This is a genomic window from Actinomadura atramentaria DSM 43919, assembly GCF_000381885.1.
Taxonomy (GTDB): Bacteria; Actinomycetota; Actinomycetes; order Streptosporangiales; family Streptosporangiaceae; genus Spirillospora; species Spirillospora atramentaria.
This window is the reverse complement of record NZ_KB907217.1, coordinates 128,254-147,312: the sequence shown is the minus strand read 5'-3', so window position 1 is coordinate 147,312 and position 19,059 is coordinate 128,254. Positions and strand designations below refer to the sequence as shown.

Genomic DNA, 19,059 nt, shown 5'->3' with positions numbered 1-19,059 from the left:
GCCGGGTCAGTCCACGGTGAGCACGGCGTTGCCGCGAATCCCGCGGTCGCGCAGGTCGCGCAGGACCTTGGAGGTCTCCGTCCAGCTCCCCGTCCGGCCGATCTCGGGGTGGAGGCGGCCGGCCGCGACGAGCCGGACGAGCGTCGCGAGGTCGTCGCCGTCCGGGACGTCGGAGTCGGTGTAGTCGAACCGGCGGATCGTCGCGGACGTCGGCCCGGAGAAGAACCGGAAGAAGTCCAGCGTCACCGGGCGGCGGCTCGCCTGCCCGAACCAGACCAGCGTGCCGCGCGGGGCGACGCGGTCCAGCGCGGCTTGCAGCTCCTCGCCGCCGATGCCCTCCAGCGCGAGGTCGAACGGGCCCTCGGCGTCCGCGACGTCGTGGACGACGGCGTCCGCGCCCAGCTCGACGAGCCGTGCGGCGCGCTCGGGCGTCGCGGACACGGCCGTGACGTCCGCGCCCGCCCCGGCGGCGAGCTCCACCAGGTAGTGGCCGACGCCGCCGGACGCGCCCGTCACCAGGACCCGCGCGCCCGCCAGCGCGCCCGCCGTCCGCAGGACGCGCAGCGCGGTGAGGCCCGCGAGCGGCAGCGCGGCGGCGGTCTCGAACGGGATCTGGTCGGGCAGCGCGGCGACGGCGTCGGTGGACACCGCGACGTACTCGGCCCAGCCGGACGCGGGCGGGTGCGCGACGACGCGCGCGCCCTCGGCCGGGCCCGACCCGTCGGCGGCCGCCGCGACGACGACCCCCGCGACGTCCTTGCCGGGCCGCCACGTGGGCCGGGGCTTCTCCAGCAGGAACGTCTCGCCGCGGTTCGGCGAGAACGCGGCCACCTCGACCAGCACCTCGCCGGGGCCCGGCTCGGGGCGTTCGACGTCGCCGAACGCCACGGAGTCGTCGGCGTCCCCGGTCGGCAGCAGTGCCTTCATGCGTTTCCTCCTCGGTCGGTTCTGGGGTGGGGAGTTCAGTGGTGGATGCGGCGGACGCCGGTGGACCGGTGCCGCTGCTCCCACAGCGAGCGGCGCACGTAGGTGCGCTGCAGCCAGCGGTCGCGGCCGTCGAACGCCGCGTGGAACGGGTCGCGCGCGTGCAGTCCCTTGCGGTTGTTGATCAGCAGCGCGTCGCCGGGCCGCAGCAGCGTGCCGAACGCGACGTCGTCGCGCTGGCAGACCTCCTGCAGCGCCCGCCACGCGGCCTCGGCGCGCGCGTTGAGCGGCCGGACGCCGTTCGCGGACGCGGCGATCTCCGGCCGGTCCGCGGGCCCGGACAGGACGGGCACGGGCGAGGACCACACGTCGCGGCCGTCCGCGTGCTCGCGGCAGTACGTGCCGGGGGCGTTCATCCGGAAGTCGGGTTCGCGCAGCGCCGCCGCGTCGCGCGGGTCGAGCGCCGCGACGGCCGCGCGGGCGGACGCGTAGAACGTGGCCCCGCGCCCGTCCGGGCTCGCCTTGACGCACACCAGGATCAGGAAGTCCGGGTTGGTGACGTTGTAGCGGCCGCAGTCGTCGTAGGTGATGTCGTTGTGGAAGTTGAGGAACACCGACGAGCTCTGGTTGGTCTGGGAGCGCTGCCCGCTGTCCACCGGGACGATGTCGTGGATCAGGCGGCCGTCCTTCTCGGTGGTGTAGCCCGCCGGTTCGCCGATGAGCTGGGTGAGGCCGAGCAGGACGCCCTCGGAGACGAACGTCGTCTTGCCGCGCGCGGGGCCGCCGTCCACCGGCGTGGGCGGCAGTTCCGCGTCGGTCGGCAGGCCGCGCAGCAGCAGCGCGGCGGGCGCGTCGGGGTAGCGGCCGAAGTCGCGGATCTCGCCGAGCGCGGCGGGCGGGAGCGCGGCGAACAGGGGGTAGAGGGCGAGCAGCGCCGCGTCGATGTCGTCGGCGGGGTCGGGGCGTCCGCGCAGGCCGTCCGCCAGGGCGCGGCGGGCGGACTCGGGGAGGTCCAGGACGGCGGTGTCGGTGTCGGCGGTCGTGGTGGGCACGGCGGTTCCTTTCAGCGCAGGGAGCGGCGGCTGATCTTGCCCGTCGCGGTCCGGGGGATCTCCCCGACCTCGATCGGGCCGGGACGGGCGTGCGCGGCGAGCCGCGCGTCGGCGTGGGCGCGGATCGCCGCGCGCAGGTCCGCCGAGTCGCGCGCGCCCGGCCGCAGCACCAGCACGGCGCGCGGCACCGGCACGCCGCCGACCGTCGCCGGGACGACGGCGGCCTCCCGGACGGCCGGGTGCGCGACCAGGGCGTGCTCGATCTCCACGGGCGAGACGAGGTGGCCGCGCGACCGGAACAGGTCGTCGCGGCGGCCGACGAAGTACAGGACGCCGTCCGCGTCGCGGCGGGCGAGGTCCCCGGTGCGGTACAGGCCGTCGTGGACCACCGGCCGCGCGGCGCCCGCGTCGTCGAGGTACCCGGCGGTGAGGCCGGGCGCTCCCGCGCTGACGTCCACGCAGATTTCGCCCGCGTCGCCGAGCGCGCCGGTGTCGGGGTCGCGGAGGACGATGCGGTAGCCGGGGAGGGGCCGTCCGAGCGCGCCGGGCGGGTGGTCGTCGCCGGGCGCGTTGCCGATCATGGCGGTGGCCTCGGTCTGGCCGTATCCGTCGCGGACGCGGACGCCGGTCCGGTCGCGCAGGGCCGCCGCGACGGACGGGCTGAGCGGTTCGCCGGAGCTGGTGGCCTCCCGCAGCCGCAGCGCGCCGCCGGGGAGCGGCCCGGCGGCCAGCGCCCGCCACAGGAACGGCGGCGCGCACAGGCTCGTCACGCGGTGCCGGTCGAGGATCGCCAGGAGCCCGGCGGGGTCGGGCGGGGACGCGGCCGCGACGACGGTCGCCCCGGCGGTCCACGGCACGAACAGGTTCGACCACGAGTGCTTCGCCCAGCCGGGGCCGGACAGGTTGCAGTGGACGTCACCGGGCCGCAGGCCGGAGAAGTACAAGCTCGACAGGTGGCCCACCGGATAGCTGCCGTAGGTGTGCAGGACCATCTTCGGCCGGGACGTCGTGCCCGACGTGAAGTAGATCATCAGCGGGTCGCCGGCGGCGACCGGCACCGGGCGGGGCGCGGCGTCGCCGGGGTCCTCGCGCAGCGTCCGCCAGCCGGGCCGGTCGCCGTCCAGCAGGGCGCGGTCGGCGGCGGGCACCTCGGCCAGCCGGGCCGCGTCCGGCGCTGCGGCGACCAGGAGCCGCACGCGCGCCCGCCGCGCCCGGTCCGCGACGGACGGCGCGGGCAGGTCCGTCCCGCAGGGCGCGAGGACGGCCCCGGTCTTCATCGCGGCGAGCATCAGCTCCCACAGTTCGGGCCGGTTGTCCAGGACGGTCATCACCACGTCGCCCTTGCCGACGCCGATCTCCTGGAGCCACCCGGCGCGCGCGTCGCTGCCGCGCGCCAACTCCCCGAAGGTGCGCGTGCGCGCGGTCCCGTCCGGTTCCGCGACGATCAGCGCGGTCCGGTAGGGCTGCTCGCGGGCGAGCGCGTCGAACCAGTCCGTCGCCCAGTTGAACGAACCCGGCGCGGGCCAGGTGAACGCGGCGTTCGCGGCGGTGTGGTCCGTCCGCAGGTCGAGGAGCAGGTCGCGGGCCGCGCGGAACGCGGCGGCGGGATCGGTCACGCCGGGCCCTCCTCGCCGAGCAGCGCGGCGGCGATCCGGTCGCCGGTGCGGAAGAACAGGTCGTCGCCGCCGGGCCGGCCCATGCCGACGAACGTGAACCAGGTGACGCCCTCGGTGGGGACGCCGAGGCAGTACAGCGTCGGGTCGGCGGTCCCGTCGGCGCGGACGGCGCGGTGGTGCTCGGCGGTGACGTGGACGCCGCCCGTCCGGTGCGTCTCCCCGGTCGCCGGGTCGGTGACGGCGTGCCCGGTCAGGTGGCCGTCGCGGACGAGCCCCCGGATCAGCGGCGAGTCGTCCTCGCCGAAGAACGGGGCCGGGACCAGCGCGTCGATCAGCACCGGCGCGGCCGCCGCCGAGCCCCGGACCGCCGGGCTCTCCCCGGTGAACCGGTCCGAAGCCGTCCCGAACCGCGCCCCCGGCCCGAGGACGCGGACGACGCCCGCGTCGATCAGCGCCAGCAACTGCTCGACGCGGACGCGCGGCGGCCCCGCCGCGACGGCGCCGTGCAGCGAGGTGAACGCGGCCAGGTCCGCCGCGTGGCTGCGCGGCGTCAGCCCGCCGTGGTCGACGGCCCGCCGGATCACCGCCCGCAGGTCGCGCAGCACGTCGACGGCCGCCTTCACCGGACCGTCGACGTTGCCGAGGCGCGCCGCCGCGAGGTCCGCGCGCAGCAGGTCGCGCAGCGCGTCGTGGAAGCGCGCCGGGTCGGCGAACGAGCGCCCGTCGAACGGGCGGCCCATGCGCTTCCAGTCCAGCCGGTCGCCCGCCAGGCCGTGCGCCGCGGCGGCCGCCTCCGGTTCGGCGCCGGTGCGCGCGGTGCGGTCGTAGGCGTCGGCGGCGGCCTCGCCGTCGCGCAGCCGGGCGAGGGCCCGCCGGTACGCGAACTGGATCTCGGCGTCGATCAGCGGTTCGACCTCGGCCGCGAAGTCGAGCTGCCCCGATCCGGTGCGGGTCAGCGCGTCCCGGCGCAGCGCCGCGACGGCGTCGGGGGTGAGGTAGGCGGGCCGGTGCCTGCCGCGCAGTCCCTTCTGGTTCTGCGCGCGGGCGAGGAACGGGACGCCCGCGCGCGAGCCCGCGACGATCCGGGGCTCGTCGCCGGACCGCAGGTAGCGCAGTGCGCCGGTCGCGTCGGCCTTGAAGTCGCCGCCGCGTCCCTGGGTGAGGCCGAGGACGGTGTCGTAGAACGACAGCCCGAGCCCCCGGATCAGGACGGTCTCGCCGCCGGGGACGCCGGAGAGGTCCAGGTCGGCGGGGGAATCGGCCCGTAAATAAGCCAGGCCGGGGCGATCCTGTGCGAACCGGGCGAAGGCCGCCTGCTCGGCGGTGGGGCGGCGGCGCGGGTGGCCGGTGGCGAGCACGACCGCGTCCGCCCGGTGGCGCGCGCCGCCGGACGTCGCCAGCTCCCATCCGCCGTCCCGCCGGACGAGCCCGGTCACCTCGACCGCGTGGACGGCGACCGACACCGGTTCGCGCGCGGACGCGGCCATGCCGTTCAGCGCGTCCCGCAGGTACTCGCCGTACACGCCGCGCGGCACGTGGTCGTCGAACCGGTGCCGCGCCCCGCCCGGCCGCTCGTTGAGCCACCGCAGCAGCGACGGGCGATCGGCCCCGTCCCCGGCCGGGTCGGGGGAGAAGATGCTGGTCTGCCCGGCGGAGGTGTTCATCGTCAGCCACGGCGGCTGCCCGGCCCGCCAGATCCGCCCGCCGTCGCCCGCCGCCGGGTCGAACAGCTCGATCCGGACGGGCCGGGGCGCGGCCCGCAGCCGGACCAGCAGGCGGTCCAGGACGGACAGGCCGCGCGGGCCCGTCCCGATCACGGCGATGCGCTGTTCAACCGCGTTCATGCTCGGCTCCCGTGCGGTCGCGGACGGTCCGGGTCGCGGCGAACGTGCCCGCCGCGGTGATGGCGAGCCCGGCGAGGACGGCGCCGCCGACCGGCCGCCCGAGGGCGAGCCAGGCCAGCAGCGCGGTGGTCGGGGGGACGAGGTAGAAGACGCTGCCGGTCGCCGCCGCCGTCCCCCGGCGCAGCAGCGCGAAGTAGATGCACACGCCGCCGACCGCGTTGACGAGCGCCAGCCACGCGATCTCCGCGACGACGGGCGCGGCCGATCCGGCGCGGACCGCGAACCCCTCGGCGAACCACGCGACGGGCCCGAGCACCGCGACGGTCGCCAGCAGTTGCAGCGAGCTGACCACCCGCAGGTCGTAGGACGTCTGCCAGCGCCGCTGCAGCACGGTCCCGAGCGACAGCGCGCACAGCGCCGCGCCCGTCACCGCGTACGCGGCCGTGTCCGACGCCGCCCCGAGCCGTCCCCACAGCGCGGTCACGACCCCGGCGGCGCCGATCGCCAGCCCGGCGACCTGGACGCGCCGCAGCGGCTCGGCCAGGAACCCGGCCGCCAGCAGCCCGGTCAGCACCGGGCTGATCCCGATGATCAGCGCGGACAGCCCCGGCGGGACGCCGTGCGCCATCCCGTAGTACACCGCGCCCTGGTGGACGGCCTGGATGAGGAAGCCCGGCACGACGACCCGGACCAGCTCGCGCGGCGTCCGCGGCCACGCGGCGCGCGCCGCGACGGCCGCCCCGGTCACCGCGACGGCCGCGACGCCGAACCGGAAGAAGTTGACGGTGAACGGGCCCATGTGCGTGAGCGCGCGGCTGCCCGCGACGAACCCGGTGCTCCACACGCAGACGAACGCGGCGCGCAGGAGGCGGTCCAGCGGCGACGTCCCCGCCGCCGCGCGCGGCTCGGCCGCGACGGCGGTCACCGCGCGGCCCCCGCGCCGAGCCCGTCGAGCGCGCCGAGCGCGCCGAGCCCGTCGAACCGGCGGCTGTTGAAGGACAGCATCGCCAGCAGCCCGTCCGCCGTCGGCGCGCCGCCCGGCCCGTCCGCCGCGACGGGCATCGCGCCCGCCGCCGCCCACGCGAGCCGCCCGTCGGCGGCCAGCGACGGGCGGCTGGCGTTGGCGTTGTCGGGGTGGATGCAGAACGGCACGTCGAGCACGCCGCGCCGGAACGCCTCGACCAGCGCGCCGCCGACGCCCGGGGCGAGCCGCAGCGTCGCGCGGACGAGTCCGGCCGCCTCCGCGCTGACCCGCGCGGTCTCGGCGCGGTCGGGCGCGTCCACGCCGTCGCGGGCGAGTTCGACCGCGTACCGGTGCGCGGCCTCCAGCGCCTCGACGTTCTCCTCGATCGTCGGGATGCGTCGCGCCTCGGCGCTGGTCTTGACGATGAGGCGGTCCGCGCCGCCCGCCCGCGCGACGGCGACGCTGACCTCCGAGAGCCGCCGCGCGCCGGCCGCCGACGCGGGGAAGACGCCCATGAACGTGTAGAGCACGACGTGCCAGTCCACGTCGCCCAGGAACTCGCCCGCGAGCGCGCGCAGCGCCGCGACCGCGCAGGCGTCCTGCGCCGCGTTGGTCTGCTGCGCGTAGCTGAGCGACACGCTGCGCACGCCGTGCTCCCGGAAGAACAGCGCCTCCAGCACGCTGATCGCGACCAGCAGCGACGGCGGGCAGAGCTGGCCGAGCATGCAGCCGCCGAACGTCTCGACGTGCCCGCCCGGCTCGGCGGCGAGGGCGCGGCACGCCCGCGCCCAGGCGTCGGCCGTGGTCGTGATCGGCCGCCGCCCGTACGGCAGCGAGTAGGAGACGGGGCCGCCCTCGGTGGCGCGGAGCCCGGCGGCGGCCATGCCCGCGATGACGGGTCCGGGGAGCGGCGTCCCGTGCCTGACCTGGACGGGAAAGTCGTCGTCCACAACCCCGTCGAGCATTTGCCGTGTCGTCTCGGGCGCGTACGCCAGGAGCGGGAAGCCGTTGAGGCGGCTCGCGTCCGACTCGACGGCCCGCCGCGCCGCGTCGTGGTCGCCGACGCGGGTGAAGCTGTCGAGCGTCATCGTCCCGACCGTCACCGCGTCGGCGGCCCGCACGCGCTCCAGGCCGCGCCGCATCGCGGCGACGTCCCCGAACCCCATCCGGGGCTGGACGACCAGGTGCCCCTCGGCCGACCGCCGCCGAACGTACGCCGAGAACACGCCGGCCGGAGCGCCGCGCGGCGTCATCGCCCGACTCGCGCGAGCCGCCCGCAGTACGCGGTGAACCGGTCGATCGGCTCGTCGGCGGTGAACACCGCGTCGAACCCGGCGGCCAGCAGGCCCGGCGCGTACCGCCGGTTGCCGGGCCCGAGCGTGCCGAGCTGCCCGCCGACGACGACGGGGAGCCCGCGCAGCTCCGGCCGCGCGCGCAGCGCCGCGACCAGCCCCGGGGCCTCCAGGTTCGCCATGCCGTTGACGCTGCTGACGACGACCAGGTCCGGCCGGTCCAGCGCGCATTCCTCGACGACCTTCGCGACCGGGACGCACGCGCCGAGGTTCGTCACCTCGTGCCCCATCTCCTCCAGCAGGAGCTGGAGGTAGACGAGGTTCCAGGTGTGCGAGTCGGACGCGATCGTGGTGACCAGCACCCGGAGTCCTCCGCCGGCGTCGGGCCGGAGGCCGGGGGATAAGGGAGAGGCGGACAGCATCGCGCTCACCCGTCCCGCCGAGCCACGGACTCCAGCACGGCCATCGCGCTCGTCAGCTTCGCCTCGGCCTGGACCCACGCGAGGCTGCGCGCGCCGTCCAGCACGTCCGCCGCGACCTCGTCGCCCCGGTGCGCGGGCAGGTCGTGCAGGAACACCGCGTCGGGCCACCGCCGCATCAGCGCCGCGTCCACGTGGTACGGGCGGAAGACCTGCCGCCAGGACGCGTCCGGCTTCGCCGTGCCCGTCGTCTGCCAGCGCGTGGTGTAGACGGCGTCCACGTCGCGCGGCAGGTCGTCGTGCGCGTGGGTCTGCTCGATCCGCGACCCGGTCCGCGCCGCCGCCGCGCGGGCCGCCGCCAGGTGCTTCTCGCCGAGCCCGTACCCCGGCGGCGTGAGCAGCGTCAGCCGGCACTCCGGCAGCCGGGCCAGCGCCAGCGCCAGCGCCGACGCGGTGTTGTTGCCCTCCCCGACGTACAGCACCGACAGGCCGCGCAGCGCGCCGAACCGCAGGCGCAGCGCCGTCAGGTCCGCGACGGCCTGCGTCGGGTGCTCCTCGGCGGCCATCGCGTTGACGACGGGCAGGCCGGAGTGGCGGGCGAACCGGCGCAGGTCGTCCAGCGGCCCCGCCGTGCGGGCCACCAGGACGTCCAGCATCCGGCCGAACACCCGCGCGGTGTCCTCCAGCGACTCGCCGGTCGCCAGTTGCAGCTCGCCCGGCCCGTACGCCATGACCTGCGCGCCGAGCCGGAGCGCGGCCGTGGCGAACGCCGTCCGGGTGCGGGTGGACGTGCGGGTGAACAGGGTGCCGACGATGCGGCCGCGCAGCGGCGCGTCGTGGTCGGCGCGGTCGGCGTAGAACGCGCAGGAGCGCTCGACCAGCCGGTCGAGCTCGGCGGCGGTCAGGTCGTCGACGGACAGTAATCCGCGCTCGGGGCCTTCGGGCGGCGCGCCGAGGCGGAGGGACGTGGTCTGGAGCATGGCTTCTCCCGGTCGGATGGTTGCGGAGCGGTTCAGACGAGCCCGAGCGCGGCGAACCCCTCCCGCGCCTCGGCCCCGTCCAGGACCCCCGTGCGCTCGAAGAGCTGCACCGTGTGCCGCGACGCGCGGTTCACCTGCTCGCGCACCGCGCTCGGGGAGTAGACGTCGTGGACGACCTCGTCGGCCGCCTTCTCGTCCAGCCCGGCCAGCAGCAGCGACGCGCGGACCGGCGCGGTGTCGGGGGCGAGGCTGTGGTGGACGAGCCCGGGGAGGCAGCGGGCCGTGCGCGCCCGCAGGCCGGGGCCGAGCGAGGCCCACAGGTCGGTGAAGAACCGGGAGAAGTAGGCGTGGTGCCGTCCTTCGTCCTCGGCGTGGTCGCGGACGATGTCGCGCACGACCGTGATGACGTTCCGGTCGTTCGGGATGCCGCGCAGGATCGAGGTCACCAGCGTCTCGAACACGATGACCTGGAGCAGTTCGGCGAGCGCCGCGTCGCCGGGCAGCGCGTCGCTCCCGATGGCGTCGAGCTGGCGCAGGAACGGGTCGAAGTCCCCGACCCGCGCCTCGATGCCGGTGCCGCGTTCCACCTGCGCGATGACGTCGAAGGAGTACAGCGCGTGGTACCCCTCGTCGCAGTAGATCTTGAAGGCGTCCATGCGCGACTCGGTCGTCGTGGCGAGGCCGAGCCGGTTGTTGGCGATCCGCTCCGCCGCGCGGTTGACGACGCGCGTCTCGAAATGGGCCGTGAACGCCAGGTACTGGTAGAGGTGCCGCGCGACGACCTCGCGCCGCCGCTCCGGACCTAACCGCGCGACGTGCGGGTGGTCGAGGTAGGGGATCAGCTTCTCGGAGAACAGCGCGCGGCCCGCGCGCAGGTCGCCGGCCAGCACCCGCCGCGGGTCGGTGCGCACGCCCGCGCTGTCGTACCAGTCGGCCAGGGGGGATTTCACGATGTGTCCTTCCCGAGGGATCGTCACGCCACGGCCGCGGCGGCCGCGCCGACGCCGAGGACGCAGAACGCCGACCCGGTGACGATGTTCAGCGCGCGCCGCCACCCCGGCCGCTGGAACGCCGCCCGCGCCCGCAGCGCGAGCAGCGAGTAGGCCAGCAGGCAGGCGAAGCTCAGCGCGATGTGGATGCCGGCGAGCAGGCCGCCCCACGCGACGGTGTGGCCGTGCGCGGGCAGGAACTGCGGCAGGAACGAGAGGTAGAAGATCCCGACCTTGGGATTGGTGAGGCTGGTGAGCGCGCCGCGCCGCCACGTCCCGCCGACGGGCCGGGGGGCGGTGTCCGCCGACCGGGCCTCCCACAGCGTGCGGACGCCGAGGAACACCAGGTACACCGCGCCGATGATCTTCAGCGCGGTGAACGCGCCGTCGTGCGCGCGCAGCAGCAGGACCAGCCCGGCGAGCGAGGCGAACGCCCAGACGGTGAGGCCGCAGCACACGCCCGCGGCGGTGGCCGTCGAACTGCGGCCGCCGCCGCGCAGCGCGTTGTCCACGACGACGAGCGTGTCGGCGCCGGGCGCGACGACGATCACGCCCGCGACCGCGACGTAGCCCGCGAGGTCGACCACCGGGCTGGCCCCCTTTCCGGTCCCGGCCGCGCCCGCGCGGGCGCGGCCGGGTTCGCGCGTTCCCCGTCACCCGGCCCCGGCTGCGGTGATGCGCCTGCCCGCTCGCATCACTTTAAGGTGATGAGGCGAGCGTAGAAAGCGCTTGATCCGGTTGTCAACCGGCATTTCGGGCTGGCGGCTCATCGCCCCGGCCGAGCGTGATCGCCGCCTCGACCTCGGCCCGCCGGACCGCCAGCTCCCGCTCGTCCCGCTCGCGGTCGTAGGTCTCCGCGACCTGCTCGTCCTGGCGCATCAGCTCCTCCAGGTCGGCCTTGGCGTGGTCGAGGACGCCCATGTCCGCGTACGCGTCCCGCACCCGGTCGCCCCACAGCCCGATGTCCCGGACGACCGGCACGATCCGGCTGAGCAGGTGCGACTGGAACAGCAGGAACACCTCCGACCGGTCGACGTACGCGGCGCACTCCGCGACCGGGAGCCCCAGCCGCTCGTAGACCTCCAGGCCCTTGAACCGCTCGCGCATGAGGTAGCAGCCTTCGACGACGAACTCCTCGCGCTCGGCGCGCTCCTTCTCGGTCAGCTCGGCGTAGTAGTCCTTGAGGGCGAGGCGGCCGAACGCGACGTGCCGCGCCTCGTCCTGCATGACGTACGCCAGGAGCTGCTTGACGAGCGGGTTCGGCGCGATGTCCCGGTAGAGGCCGAACGCGGCCAGCGCCAGCCCCTCGATGAGCACCTGCATGCCGAGGTAGGGCAGGTCCCAGCGGCCGTCGCTCAGCGACTCCTCCAGCAGCCGCGCGAGGTCCCGGTTGATCGGGTACTCCGCGCCGATCTTCTCGCGGACGAACCGGGCGAAGATCTCGACGTGGCGTGCCTCGTCCATCGTCTGCGTTGCAGCGTAGAACTTGGAGTCCAGGTCGGGCACCGACTCCACGATGCGCGCCGACACGTTGAGCGCGCCCTGCTCGCCGTGCAGGAACTGGCTGAACAGCCACGAGTTCTGGTCCCGGACGAGTTCCGTGCGCGCGGACTCGGGCATCCGGTCCCACAGCTCGGACCCGTGCAGCGGGTGGAACGAGTCCGGCATGCCCGCGGCGTTGTCGGGGTCCACCTCCACGTCCCAGTCGATGCGGGTGCGGGCGTCCCACTGCTTGTCCTTGCCCTTCTGGTACAGGCCGAGCAGGCGCTCGCGGCCCGCGTCGTAGTCCCAGGTGAAGCGCGTGGCTCCGGCCAGGGGCACATCCCAGGTGGCGGGGCGGTCGGTGGCGGTCATCGGTCTTCCTCTCGTGCCGGGGGAGCGGGGGTCAGAACGGAGGGTCGGACGCGGCCAGCTCCAGCAGCAGGCCGAGCACCATCAGGCCGGGGAACGGCAGGCCGCACCAGCGCGGGCGGCCCGCGTCCCGCAGCCGCAGCAGCGCGCCCGCGGCGAGCGCCAGGCTGAGGGCGCAGCCGTAGGCCGCGTACGCCGCCGAGAGCCCGGCGGCGTGCGCGAGCGCGACGACGACCGCCGCGTGGGCGAGCGCGAAGCCGCCGATCCGGAGCCGGTCGCGCCGCCAGCGCCGCGCCGCCGCCTCCGGCGGTTCGCCGGGGCTGACGCGGCCGATGCGGCGCGATTCCTTCCAGATCTCGTAGAGCAGCAGCGGTTCGGCGACGACGAGGAACGTGGAACCCGCCGACAGCGAACCGCCCGTCGCCGCCTCCCACCGGACGGCGACCGACAGCAGTGCCAGCGCGGGCCCGCCGTCGCACAGCGGGACGCGGCCGAACAGCAGCGCGTCCGGCCACCGGGTGAGGACGGCCGCGCCGACCGCCATCACGGCGGTCGGGAGCAGGACGGACGCCAGGACGCGCGGTCCGGAGTCCGGCGCGGCGGCGAGCGCGAGGACGGCGGCCGTGGTCGCGGCGAGGCCGAGCAGGAGCCCGCGCCGCCCGCTGGAGCGGGCTTCCGCGTCGTCGAGCAGGCGCGTCTGGAGGAACAGCAGCGTGCAGGCCGCGCTGGCCGTCAGCGCGGGCCAGCCCGCGGTGGAGGCGTCCGCGCCGGCCCGGCCGCACAGGAGGTACGTCAGGAACGCGACCGTCGCGAGCGCGACCGCGTGGGAGGGCGGGAACCGGTCCCGGAGGTACGCGAGGGCGGCGCCGCCCACACCCCGCCGACGGGGTTGACAATGCGCGACGGCCCGGCCTAAATTCCAGAACACATCACCTATAGTAAGGCAACCCGGCCAATTTATCTCTCATAGGTGATGGCGATGGGGGGTTCGGATGGGCGACGGCGCGCGGAGCGTGCTGGTCACCGGCGCGACCGGCCTGGTCGGGTTCGAGGTCGCCGACCGGCTGCGCGGGCGTCCCGGCGTCGCGGTCACCGCGACGAGCCGCCGCCCCGGGACGGCCCCGCCGGACGCGGTGCCGTGGACCATCGGCGGCGAGCCCCGCCCGGCGCGGCTCGACCGGCACTGGGACGTCATCGTCCACACCGCCGCCGACGTCCGCTGGACCATGACGCCCGAGCAGGCGCACCGCGCCAACGTCGCGACCGTCGCCGCGTTGCGGCCGCTGATCTCGGCGGACACCCACCTCGTCCACGTCTCCACCGCCTACGCCGGGGGACTGCGCGGCGACGTCTCGTCCGACGACCCGGCCGACTACCGGAACACCTACGAATGGTCCAAGGCGGGCGCGGAACGGCTCGTCCGCGAACTGCCCGGCCCGGTGACCGTCGTGCGGCCGCCGCTCATCGTCGGCCGCCGCGCGGACGGCCGCGCGGCGCGCTTCGCGGGCATGTATACGATCCTGCGCGGCATCGCCGCCGGATCGGTGCCCGTCCTGGCCGCCGAGCCCGACGCGCTCGTGGACGTCGTCCCGGTGGACGACCTCGGCGACCTGCTCGTCGAGACCGCGCTGCGCCCGCCGGACGGCGGGACCGCGCCGGTCGTCCTCGCGGGCGGCGACCGCGCCCCGAGCGTCCGCGCCGCCGTCGAGGCGATGCTCGACGGCCTCAACGCCTGGCGCGCCGAACGCGGCATCGAGCGGCTGGTCGCCCCCCGCGTCGTCCCGCCGGAGAGCTGGCACCGGTTCTTCCTCCCGTTCGCGCGCGAGCACCTGACCGCCCGGCAGAACCGGATGATCGACCTGCTGCGCGTCTTCGAGCCCTACTTCTCCCTCACCGGGCCGCTGGTCCCGACGCGGCGGGTCACCGGCGTCGAGGACTGCGTCCGCGCGTCCGCCGCGTACTGGGCGGACCGCAACCCGCGGCTGGCGTCGCTGCGCCCCCGGCCGTGGCGCGGCGCGGACTGATCGCGGACCGACCACCTTCTGGACATCGACCGAAAGGCGTGACGTGACCGAAGCAGAGGTCAGGGAACGGGTGAGCGCGCTCGTGCTCGACGCGGCCCCCGTCAAGACACCCGCCGCGGACGGCTCGCTGGACCTCGGCGGCGACCTCGGGTACGACTCGCTCGGCCGCGAGGAGCTGGCGGCCCTGCTGGAGGACGAGTTCGCGGGGCTCCGCATCCCCGACGGCGTGTTCGTCCCCCGGACGCTCGGCGAGGTCGAGGCGCTGGTCCTCGGCCTGCTGGAGGCGTCGGCGTGACGGCGGGCGGAACGCTCCCGCCGCGCGCGGGCCTGGCCGGCACCCTCGCGGACGTCCTCGCCCGCCGCGCCGAGGCGACGCCGGACCGCCTCGCGTTCTCCTTCCTGGACGACGACCTGCGCGAGGAACGCCGGTTCACCTACGCCGACCTGTACGCCCGCGCCGCCCGCCTCGGCGCGGCGCTGCGCGCGGGACTGCCGCCCGGCGCGCGCGTCCTGCTGCTCCTGCCGCCCGGCCCCGACTACGTCGTGGCGGTCTTCGGCTGCTTCCACGCCGGAGCCGTCGCGGTGTCGGCCGCCCCGCCGTCGCCCGCGCAACTGGACCGGGCGCTGCCCCGGCTCCGGTCGATCGTGGCGGACGCGCGGGTCTCGGGCGTCGTCACCAACGCGCTGGTCCGGTCGTTCGTGGACGGCCTCGCGCCGCTCACCGACGACGGCCGCCCCCTGCTCTGGCTCGATGCCGAGGACGCTGGGCGGCCCGGCGGCCCGCTGCTCCCGCCCACCCCCACCGATCCGGACACCTCCGCGTTCCTGCAGTACACCTCCGGCTCGACGGCCGATCCGCGCGGCGTGATGGTCGGCCACCGGAACCTGCTCGCCAACTGCGCCGCGCTGGTGGAGACCTACGGGGCCGACGCGGACTCCGTCCTGTTCAGTTGGCTGCCGCCGTACCACGACATGGGGCTGATCGGCGGCGTCCTGCAGCCCGTGTACGTCGGCGCGCCCTGCCACGTCGTGTCGCCGGTCGCGGTCATCCGCCGCCCCCGGCGCTGGCTGGAGGGCATGTCGCGGTTCCGCGCGACGATCTCCGGCGGCCCGAACTTCATGTACGACCGGTGCGTCCTGCGCTGCCCGCCCGACCTCGCGGAGACCCTCGACCTGTCGCACTGGCGGGTCGCGGTCAACGGCGCCGAGCCCGTGCGGGCCGCGACGATGGAGGCGTTCGCCGCCGCGTTCGCCCCCGCCGGGTTCCGCGCCGAGGCGTTCGCGCCGAGCTACGGCCTGGCCGAGGCGACGCTGGTCGTCACCGCGAGCCGACGCGGCCCGGCCGTCCGCCGGTTCGACGCGGCCGAGCTGCGCGCGGGGCGGGCTCGTCCGGCGGACGACGGCGTCCCGCTGGCCGGGAACGGCGAGGTCATCGCGGACCACACCGTCCGGATCGTCGACCCGGAGACCCTGGCCCCCTGCCCGGACGGCGTGATCGGAGAAGTGTGGGTCCAGGGCCCGAGCGTCGCGCTCGGCTACTGGGACGACCCGCGCACGACGTCCGCGACGTTCCGCGCCCGGATCGCGGGCGACCCGGGGGCGGGCGACTTCCTGCGCAGCGGCGACCTCGGGTTCCTGCGCGACGGCGAGCTGTTCGTGACGGGCCGCCGGAAAGAGGTCCTGATCATCAACGGCGCGAACCACCACCCGCACGACCTGGAGGCCGCCGCCGAGCGCGGCGAGCCGCGGCTGCGCCCGCACTGCGGCGCGGCCTTCACCGTCGAGGGCGCGGGCGCGGCCCGCGTCGTCCTGGTGCTGGAGGCCGCCGGGGACCGCCCCGACGCGGGCTGGGCGGACGTCGTCGCCGGGGTCCGCGAGCGGGTCGCGGCCGACACCGGCGTGCCGGTCGAGGCCGTCGTCCTGGTCGGGCCGCGCGCCGTCCCGAAGACGACGAGCGGGAAGATCCAGCGCCTCCGCTGCCGCGACCGGCTGCTGTCCGGCGACCTGCCGGTCGTCGCCGCGTGGAGCGCGGGCGACCCGCCGTTCCGCACGGCGGGACAGACGCTCTGAGACCCACGCAGGCGAAGGAGGCGGACGAGATGGTGAACGACACGACGGTCCTGGCCGAGGACGAACGGCTGGCCGACCTCGAACGGAGGCTGCGCGCCTACCACGGCGTGTCCCTCGACGAGGTGCTGGAGGTGGTCGGCTACCTCCAGAACCCCGGCGACCTCGTGCTCGCCGGGGGCTCGCTGGCCCTCGGCCTCGGCAACCGGCTGAGCGACTTCGACCTGGTGGTGTGCGGCGCGGACACCGCGTCGTCGCGGGTGCCGCTGGAGCACTGGGTGAAGACGCTGCGCGTCGACGCCTGGACCCGCTCGCACGCGGCTATCGAGAAGCTGTTCGGCCACGCCGTCGCGGCGCTGGACGGTACGCGTCCGATCCAGGGCTCGTTCGGCACGACGGAAGAGGAGCAGCAGCTCAAACTGCTGCACCGCATCGCGTTCGGCATCCGGCTGGACGGCCCGCGGCTCGACCTCGGGTCCGTCGGCGACCCCCGCGAGATCGCCCGGGACCTGCTCATCCGCGAGTACGCCGAGCGGATGCACGAGTCCGCGCTGATCGCGCAGCTCGCCCTGCGGGCCGGGCGGGTGCTGGCGGCGACGTCGAACGCGCGGCTCGCCGTCGAGGAGTGCCTGCACATGCTGCTCGCGGCCGGGGGCGTCCCGTTCACCGGCGACAAGTGGCTGTACGAGCGGCTGCAGGGCGTCGCGCCCGGGCTCGTCCCGCTGCACGACCGCTTCTCGGTGCTCGCGGAGTCGGGGGAGGCCGAGTACGTCGCCGCCGCCGTCGACCTGTGCGCGGGCCTGTCCGGGCGCGACCTCGGCGTGGACGCCCTCATCGACGCCGTCACCTGGTCCGCGACGCCGCTGCGCGGCCTGACGGCGAGCGGCGACCGCTTCCTCGTCGCGCCCGAGATCGGCGGCATGTGGCACCTCGACGCCGACGAGTTCGCGGCCTGGCAGGGGCTGGAGGGCCGGTCGGAGTCGGCGTGGCGCGGCGCGGACTGCACGCGGCCGGAGACCGACCTGCTCGTCCGCCTCTACGAACGCGGCCTGGTCGAGATGACGTGGGACCGCGGCATCCCCGTCGCGGAGCTGACGGCGCTCGCGGACCTGGCCGGATTTCAGGACGAAGGGAACCCCGACCGGTGAGAACTCTCGACGTGGACGCGCGGCGGTACGTCTGGTGCAAGGGGCAGGCCGTGTGGCGCACGAGCCTGCTCATCACCGGCGACTTCGAGGACCTGCGCGGCGCCGTCGCGGACGGCCAGGCGGGCCTGGCCCGCTACTCCGCCCGCAAGATCGGGCAGAACTGCGCCATCGTCCTCAACCTGGTGCTGTTCTACGAGCGGCCGCTGCCCCCGACGCGGATGCGGATCTCCTGGGCGCTGGACCGCCTCGCGGACCACGAGCTGGGCCGCGACTGCGCGGCCCTGGTCCGCGCCAGCCTCGACACGCCGATGGACGAGCTGCTGGAGACCACCGGCCGCCTGGTCGCGGGCGTGCGCGAGGTCGTCGGCGATGTCCCCAACCCCATCTCGCCGGACGGCTACTTCCCCGCCCTGGCGACCGCGCGCGACTGGCTGAAACTGGCCGAGGCGGTCGGCGAACAGGGCTTCCTCCCCGTGGAGTGGACGAGTCAGGAGGCGCACTGATGCCCGACATCGCGGTGGACATGGAGATCGCCGCCCCGGCGGACCGGGTGTGGAGCACGGTCGTCGACATCGAGCGCTACCCGGCGTCGATGAGCAGCGTCCGCTGGGTGCGGCTGCTCGCGGACGACGGACGGGACCGCCGCAGCCGGTGGTCGATCACGCTCAAGGGCTCGATCCTCGAATGGGAGGAGACCGAGACGCTCGACCACGACGCTCGCGTCCTGGCGTTCGACCAGGTCTCCGGCGACATGGAGGTCTTCACCGGCGCGTGGCGCGTCGACGCGGTCGACGCCGGGCGCACCCGCGTGACCCTCACGATCGACTTCGAGATCGGAATTCCCCTGCTCGCGGAAATGCTCAACCCGGTGGCGCAGCGCTCGCTCCGGCAGAACTGCGAGGAGATGCTGCGCGGCATCGAACGCGATTCCGTGGCGGTCGGCTCCGCCTGACCGGGGCCACATTCGGCCGCCGCGCCGCGCGGCGGCCGGATTCCCGCCCCCGCGGCGGCGCGGTATCGTGGCGAAAAAATCGAGGGGGTCCGCTTTGGTGGATTTGGATATCGCGTCCGCGGTCACCGGGGCCGACGGCGAATGGACCGCGGAAATCGACGAGTCCACGCAGATCTGGGGGCCGAACGGGGGATTCCTCGCCGTCCTGATGCTGCGCGCCGCCGGGCGGCACATGGACGGCGGACTGCGCCCGGCGAGCGTGGACTGCCATTTCGTCAGCTCGCCCCGGCCCGGAACGGTGCGGCTCACCACCACGACGCTGCGCCGCACCGCCCGCACCCACTCGGTGCGGGTCGTGATGTCCCAGAACGACCGGCCGGTGGTCCACGGCCTGGTCTGGGGCGTCGCCGACGGCCTCGACGGGCTCCCTGAGCGCTCGCTGGCCTCGCCGGGCGGCCCGCCGCCCGAGACGCTGCCGACGATCCAGGAGATCCTCGGCCCCGGGCACGCCGGCCGGAAAGAGAAATTCTGGGACCTCTTCGAGGAACGCCCGGTCGATACGCGGGAGCACGAGGAATGGCCGGAAAAGCCCTGGGACGAAGCGCTCTACCGCGCGTGGCTGCGTTTCCGGCCGCGCCCGAGGTTCGACGATCCCTTCGTGGACGCGGGCCGCACGGTGATCGCGATCGACGTCTACCCGTTCATGGCCGCGATCGGCGTCCTCGGCCCCGACCGGATCACCCACTTCGCGCCGACGCTGTCGTTGTCGGTGTCGTTCCACCGACCGCAGGCGGCGGATTCGGAATGGCTGCTGATGCACGCCGACAGCCCGTCGTCGGCGGCCGGGCTGCTCGCGGGACGCGGCCGGATCTGGGGGGAGCGCGGTGAACTCGTCGCGACCGGAGAGGCGCGGATGCTCTGCCGCCCGATCGGCTGA

The 19,059-nt window shown here is 75.5% G+C and carries 19 protein-coding genes; 7 read left to right on the top strand and 12 right to left on the bottom strand.

Annotated elements, in window-relative coordinates; genetic code table 11:
* Positions 1-6 precede the first annotated feature (6 nt).
* From G339_RS0122930 to G339_RS34925, 12 genes are all read right to left on the bottom strand, one after another.
* Positions 7-927 carry a zinc-binding dehydrogenase gene (locus G339_RS0122930; RefSeq protein ID WP_019633409.1) on the bottom strand — a complete coding sequence of 307 codons (921 nt, stop codon included), beginning with the start codon at positions 925-927 and terminating at the stop codon, positions 7-9.
* 35 nt (positions 928-962) lie between these two features.
* On the bottom strand, positions 963-1,976 hold the full coding sequence (locus G339_RS0122925) for a TauD/TfdA family dioxygenase (RefSeq protein WP_019633408.1): 1,014 nt from the start codon (positions 1,974-1,976) through the stop codon (positions 963-965).
* An 11-nt stretch (positions 1,977-1,987) separates the two neighbouring features.
* Positions 1,988-3,592 carry an acetate--CoA ligase gene (locus G339_RS34940; RefSeq protein WP_019633407.1) on the bottom strand — a complete coding sequence of 535 codons (1,605 nt, stop codon included), beginning with the start codon at positions 3,590-3,592 and terminating at the stop codon, positions 1,988-1,990.
* Positions 3,589-5,436, bottom strand: coding sequence for an FAD/NAD(P)-binding protein (locus G339_RS34935; RefSeq protein WP_033324011.1), 1,848 nt, complete (start codon positions 5,434-5,436; stop codon positions 3,589-3,591). Before G339_RS34935 ends, G339_RS34940 begins: the two co-directional genes overlap by 4 nt.
* Positions 5,423-6,361: a DMT family transporter gene (locus G339_RS34930; protein ID WP_019633405.1), complete on the bottom strand. Its 939-nt coding sequence runs from the start codon at positions 6,359-6,361 to the stop codon at positions 5,423-5,425. Before G339_RS34930 ends, G339_RS34935 begins: the two co-directional genes overlap by 14 nt.
* A complete protein-coding gene (locus tag G339_RS0122905; protein ID WP_019633404.1) occupies positions 6,358-7,653 on the bottom strand; it encodes a hypothetical protein in 1,296 nt (431 codons plus the stop codon). The genes G339_RS34930 and G339_RS0122905 overlap by 4 nt, the downstream gene beginning before the upstream one ends.
* Positions 7,650-8,054 carry a cobalamin B12-binding domain-containing protein gene (locus tag G339_RS0122900; RefSeq protein ID WP_019633403.1) on the bottom strand — a complete coding sequence of 135 codons (405 nt, stop codon included), beginning with the start codon at positions 8,052-8,054 and terminating at the stop codon, positions 7,650-7,652. Before G339_RS0122900 ends, G339_RS0122905 begins: the two co-directional genes overlap by 4 nt.
* 65 nt (positions 8,055-8,119) lie before the next feature.
* The gene (locus G339_RS0122895; RefSeq protein ID WP_019633402.1) at positions 8,120-9,091 is read right to left on the bottom strand and encodes an ornithine carbamoyltransferase; all 972 of its coding nucleotides are present in this window, start codon (positions 9,089-9,091) and stop codon (positions 8,120-8,122) included.
* A 32-nt stretch (positions 9,092-9,123) separates the two neighbouring features.
* Entirely contained in the window at positions 9,124-10,041 is a 918-nt protein-coding gene (locus G339_RS0122890) for a diiron oxygenase (protein ID WP_019633401.1), read from the bottom strand.
* Positions 10,042-10,064: 23 nt separating this feature from the next.
* Positions 10,065-10,667, bottom strand: a complete 603-nt coding sequence (locus G339_RS0122885; RefSeq protein WP_019633400.1) for a LysE family translocator — start codon at positions 10,665-10,667, stop codon at positions 10,065-10,067.
* 154 nt (positions 10,668-10,821) lie between these two features.
* Entirely contained in the window at positions 10,822-11,934 is a 1,113-nt protein-coding gene (locus G339_RS0122880; RefSeq protein ID WP_019633399.1) for a ferritin-like domain-containing protein, read from the bottom strand.
* Between the two features lie 31 nt (positions 11,935-11,965).
* Positions 11,966-12,805, bottom strand: coding sequence for a hypothetical protein (locus tag G339_RS34925; RefSeq protein WP_019633398.1), 840 nt, complete (start codon positions 12,803-12,805; stop codon positions 11,966-11,968).
* A gap of 118 nt (positions 12,806-12,923) precedes the next feature.
* Between G339_RS34925 and G339_RS0122870 the strand changes: the two genes are divergently transcribed.
* From G339_RS0122870 to G339_RS0122840, 7 genes are all read left to right on the top strand, one after another.
* Positions 12,924-13,955, top strand: coding sequence for an NAD-dependent epimerase/dehydratase family protein (locus tag G339_RS0122870; RefSeq protein WP_019633397.1), 1,032 nt, complete (start codon positions 12,924-12,926; stop codon positions 13,953-13,955).
* A 43-nt stretch (positions 13,956-13,998) separates the two neighbouring features.
* Positions 13,999-14,250 (top strand): acyl carrier protein, encoded by a 252-nt coding sequence (locus tag G339_RS0122865; RefSeq protein ID WP_157407955.1) that lies wholly within the window; start codon positions 13,999-14,001, stop codon positions 14,248-14,250.
* Complete coding sequence (locus tag G339_RS34920) at positions 14,247-16,025, top strand: fatty acyl-AMP ligase (RefSeq protein WP_019633395.1); 1,779 nt, start codon at positions 14,247-14,249, stop codon at positions 16,023-16,025. The genes G339_RS0122865 and G339_RS34920 overlap by 4 nt, the downstream gene beginning before the upstream one ends.
* A gap of 29 nt (positions 16,026-16,054) precedes the next feature.
* Entirely contained in the window at positions 16,055-17,170 is a 1,116-nt protein-coding gene (locus tag G339_RS0122855; RefSeq protein ID WP_019633394.1) for a hypothetical protein, read from the top strand.
* Entirely contained in the window at positions 17,167-17,673 is a 507-nt protein-coding gene (locus G339_RS0122850; protein ID WP_157407954.1) for a hypothetical protein, read from the top strand. The genes G339_RS0122855 and G339_RS0122850 overlap by 4 nt, the downstream gene beginning before the upstream one ends.
* Positions 17,673-18,122, top strand: coding sequence for a type II toxin-antitoxin system RatA family toxin (locus G339_RS0122845; protein ID WP_019633392.1), 450 nt, complete (start codon positions 17,673-17,675; stop codon positions 18,120-18,122). The genes G339_RS0122850 and G339_RS0122845 overlap by 1 nt, the downstream gene beginning before the upstream one ends.
* A 97-nt stretch (positions 18,123-18,219) precedes the next feature.
* Positions 18,220-19,059, top strand: a complete 840-nt coding sequence (locus G339_RS0122840; protein ID WP_157407953.1) for an acyl-CoA thioesterase — start codon at positions 18,220-18,222, stop codon at positions 19,057-19,059.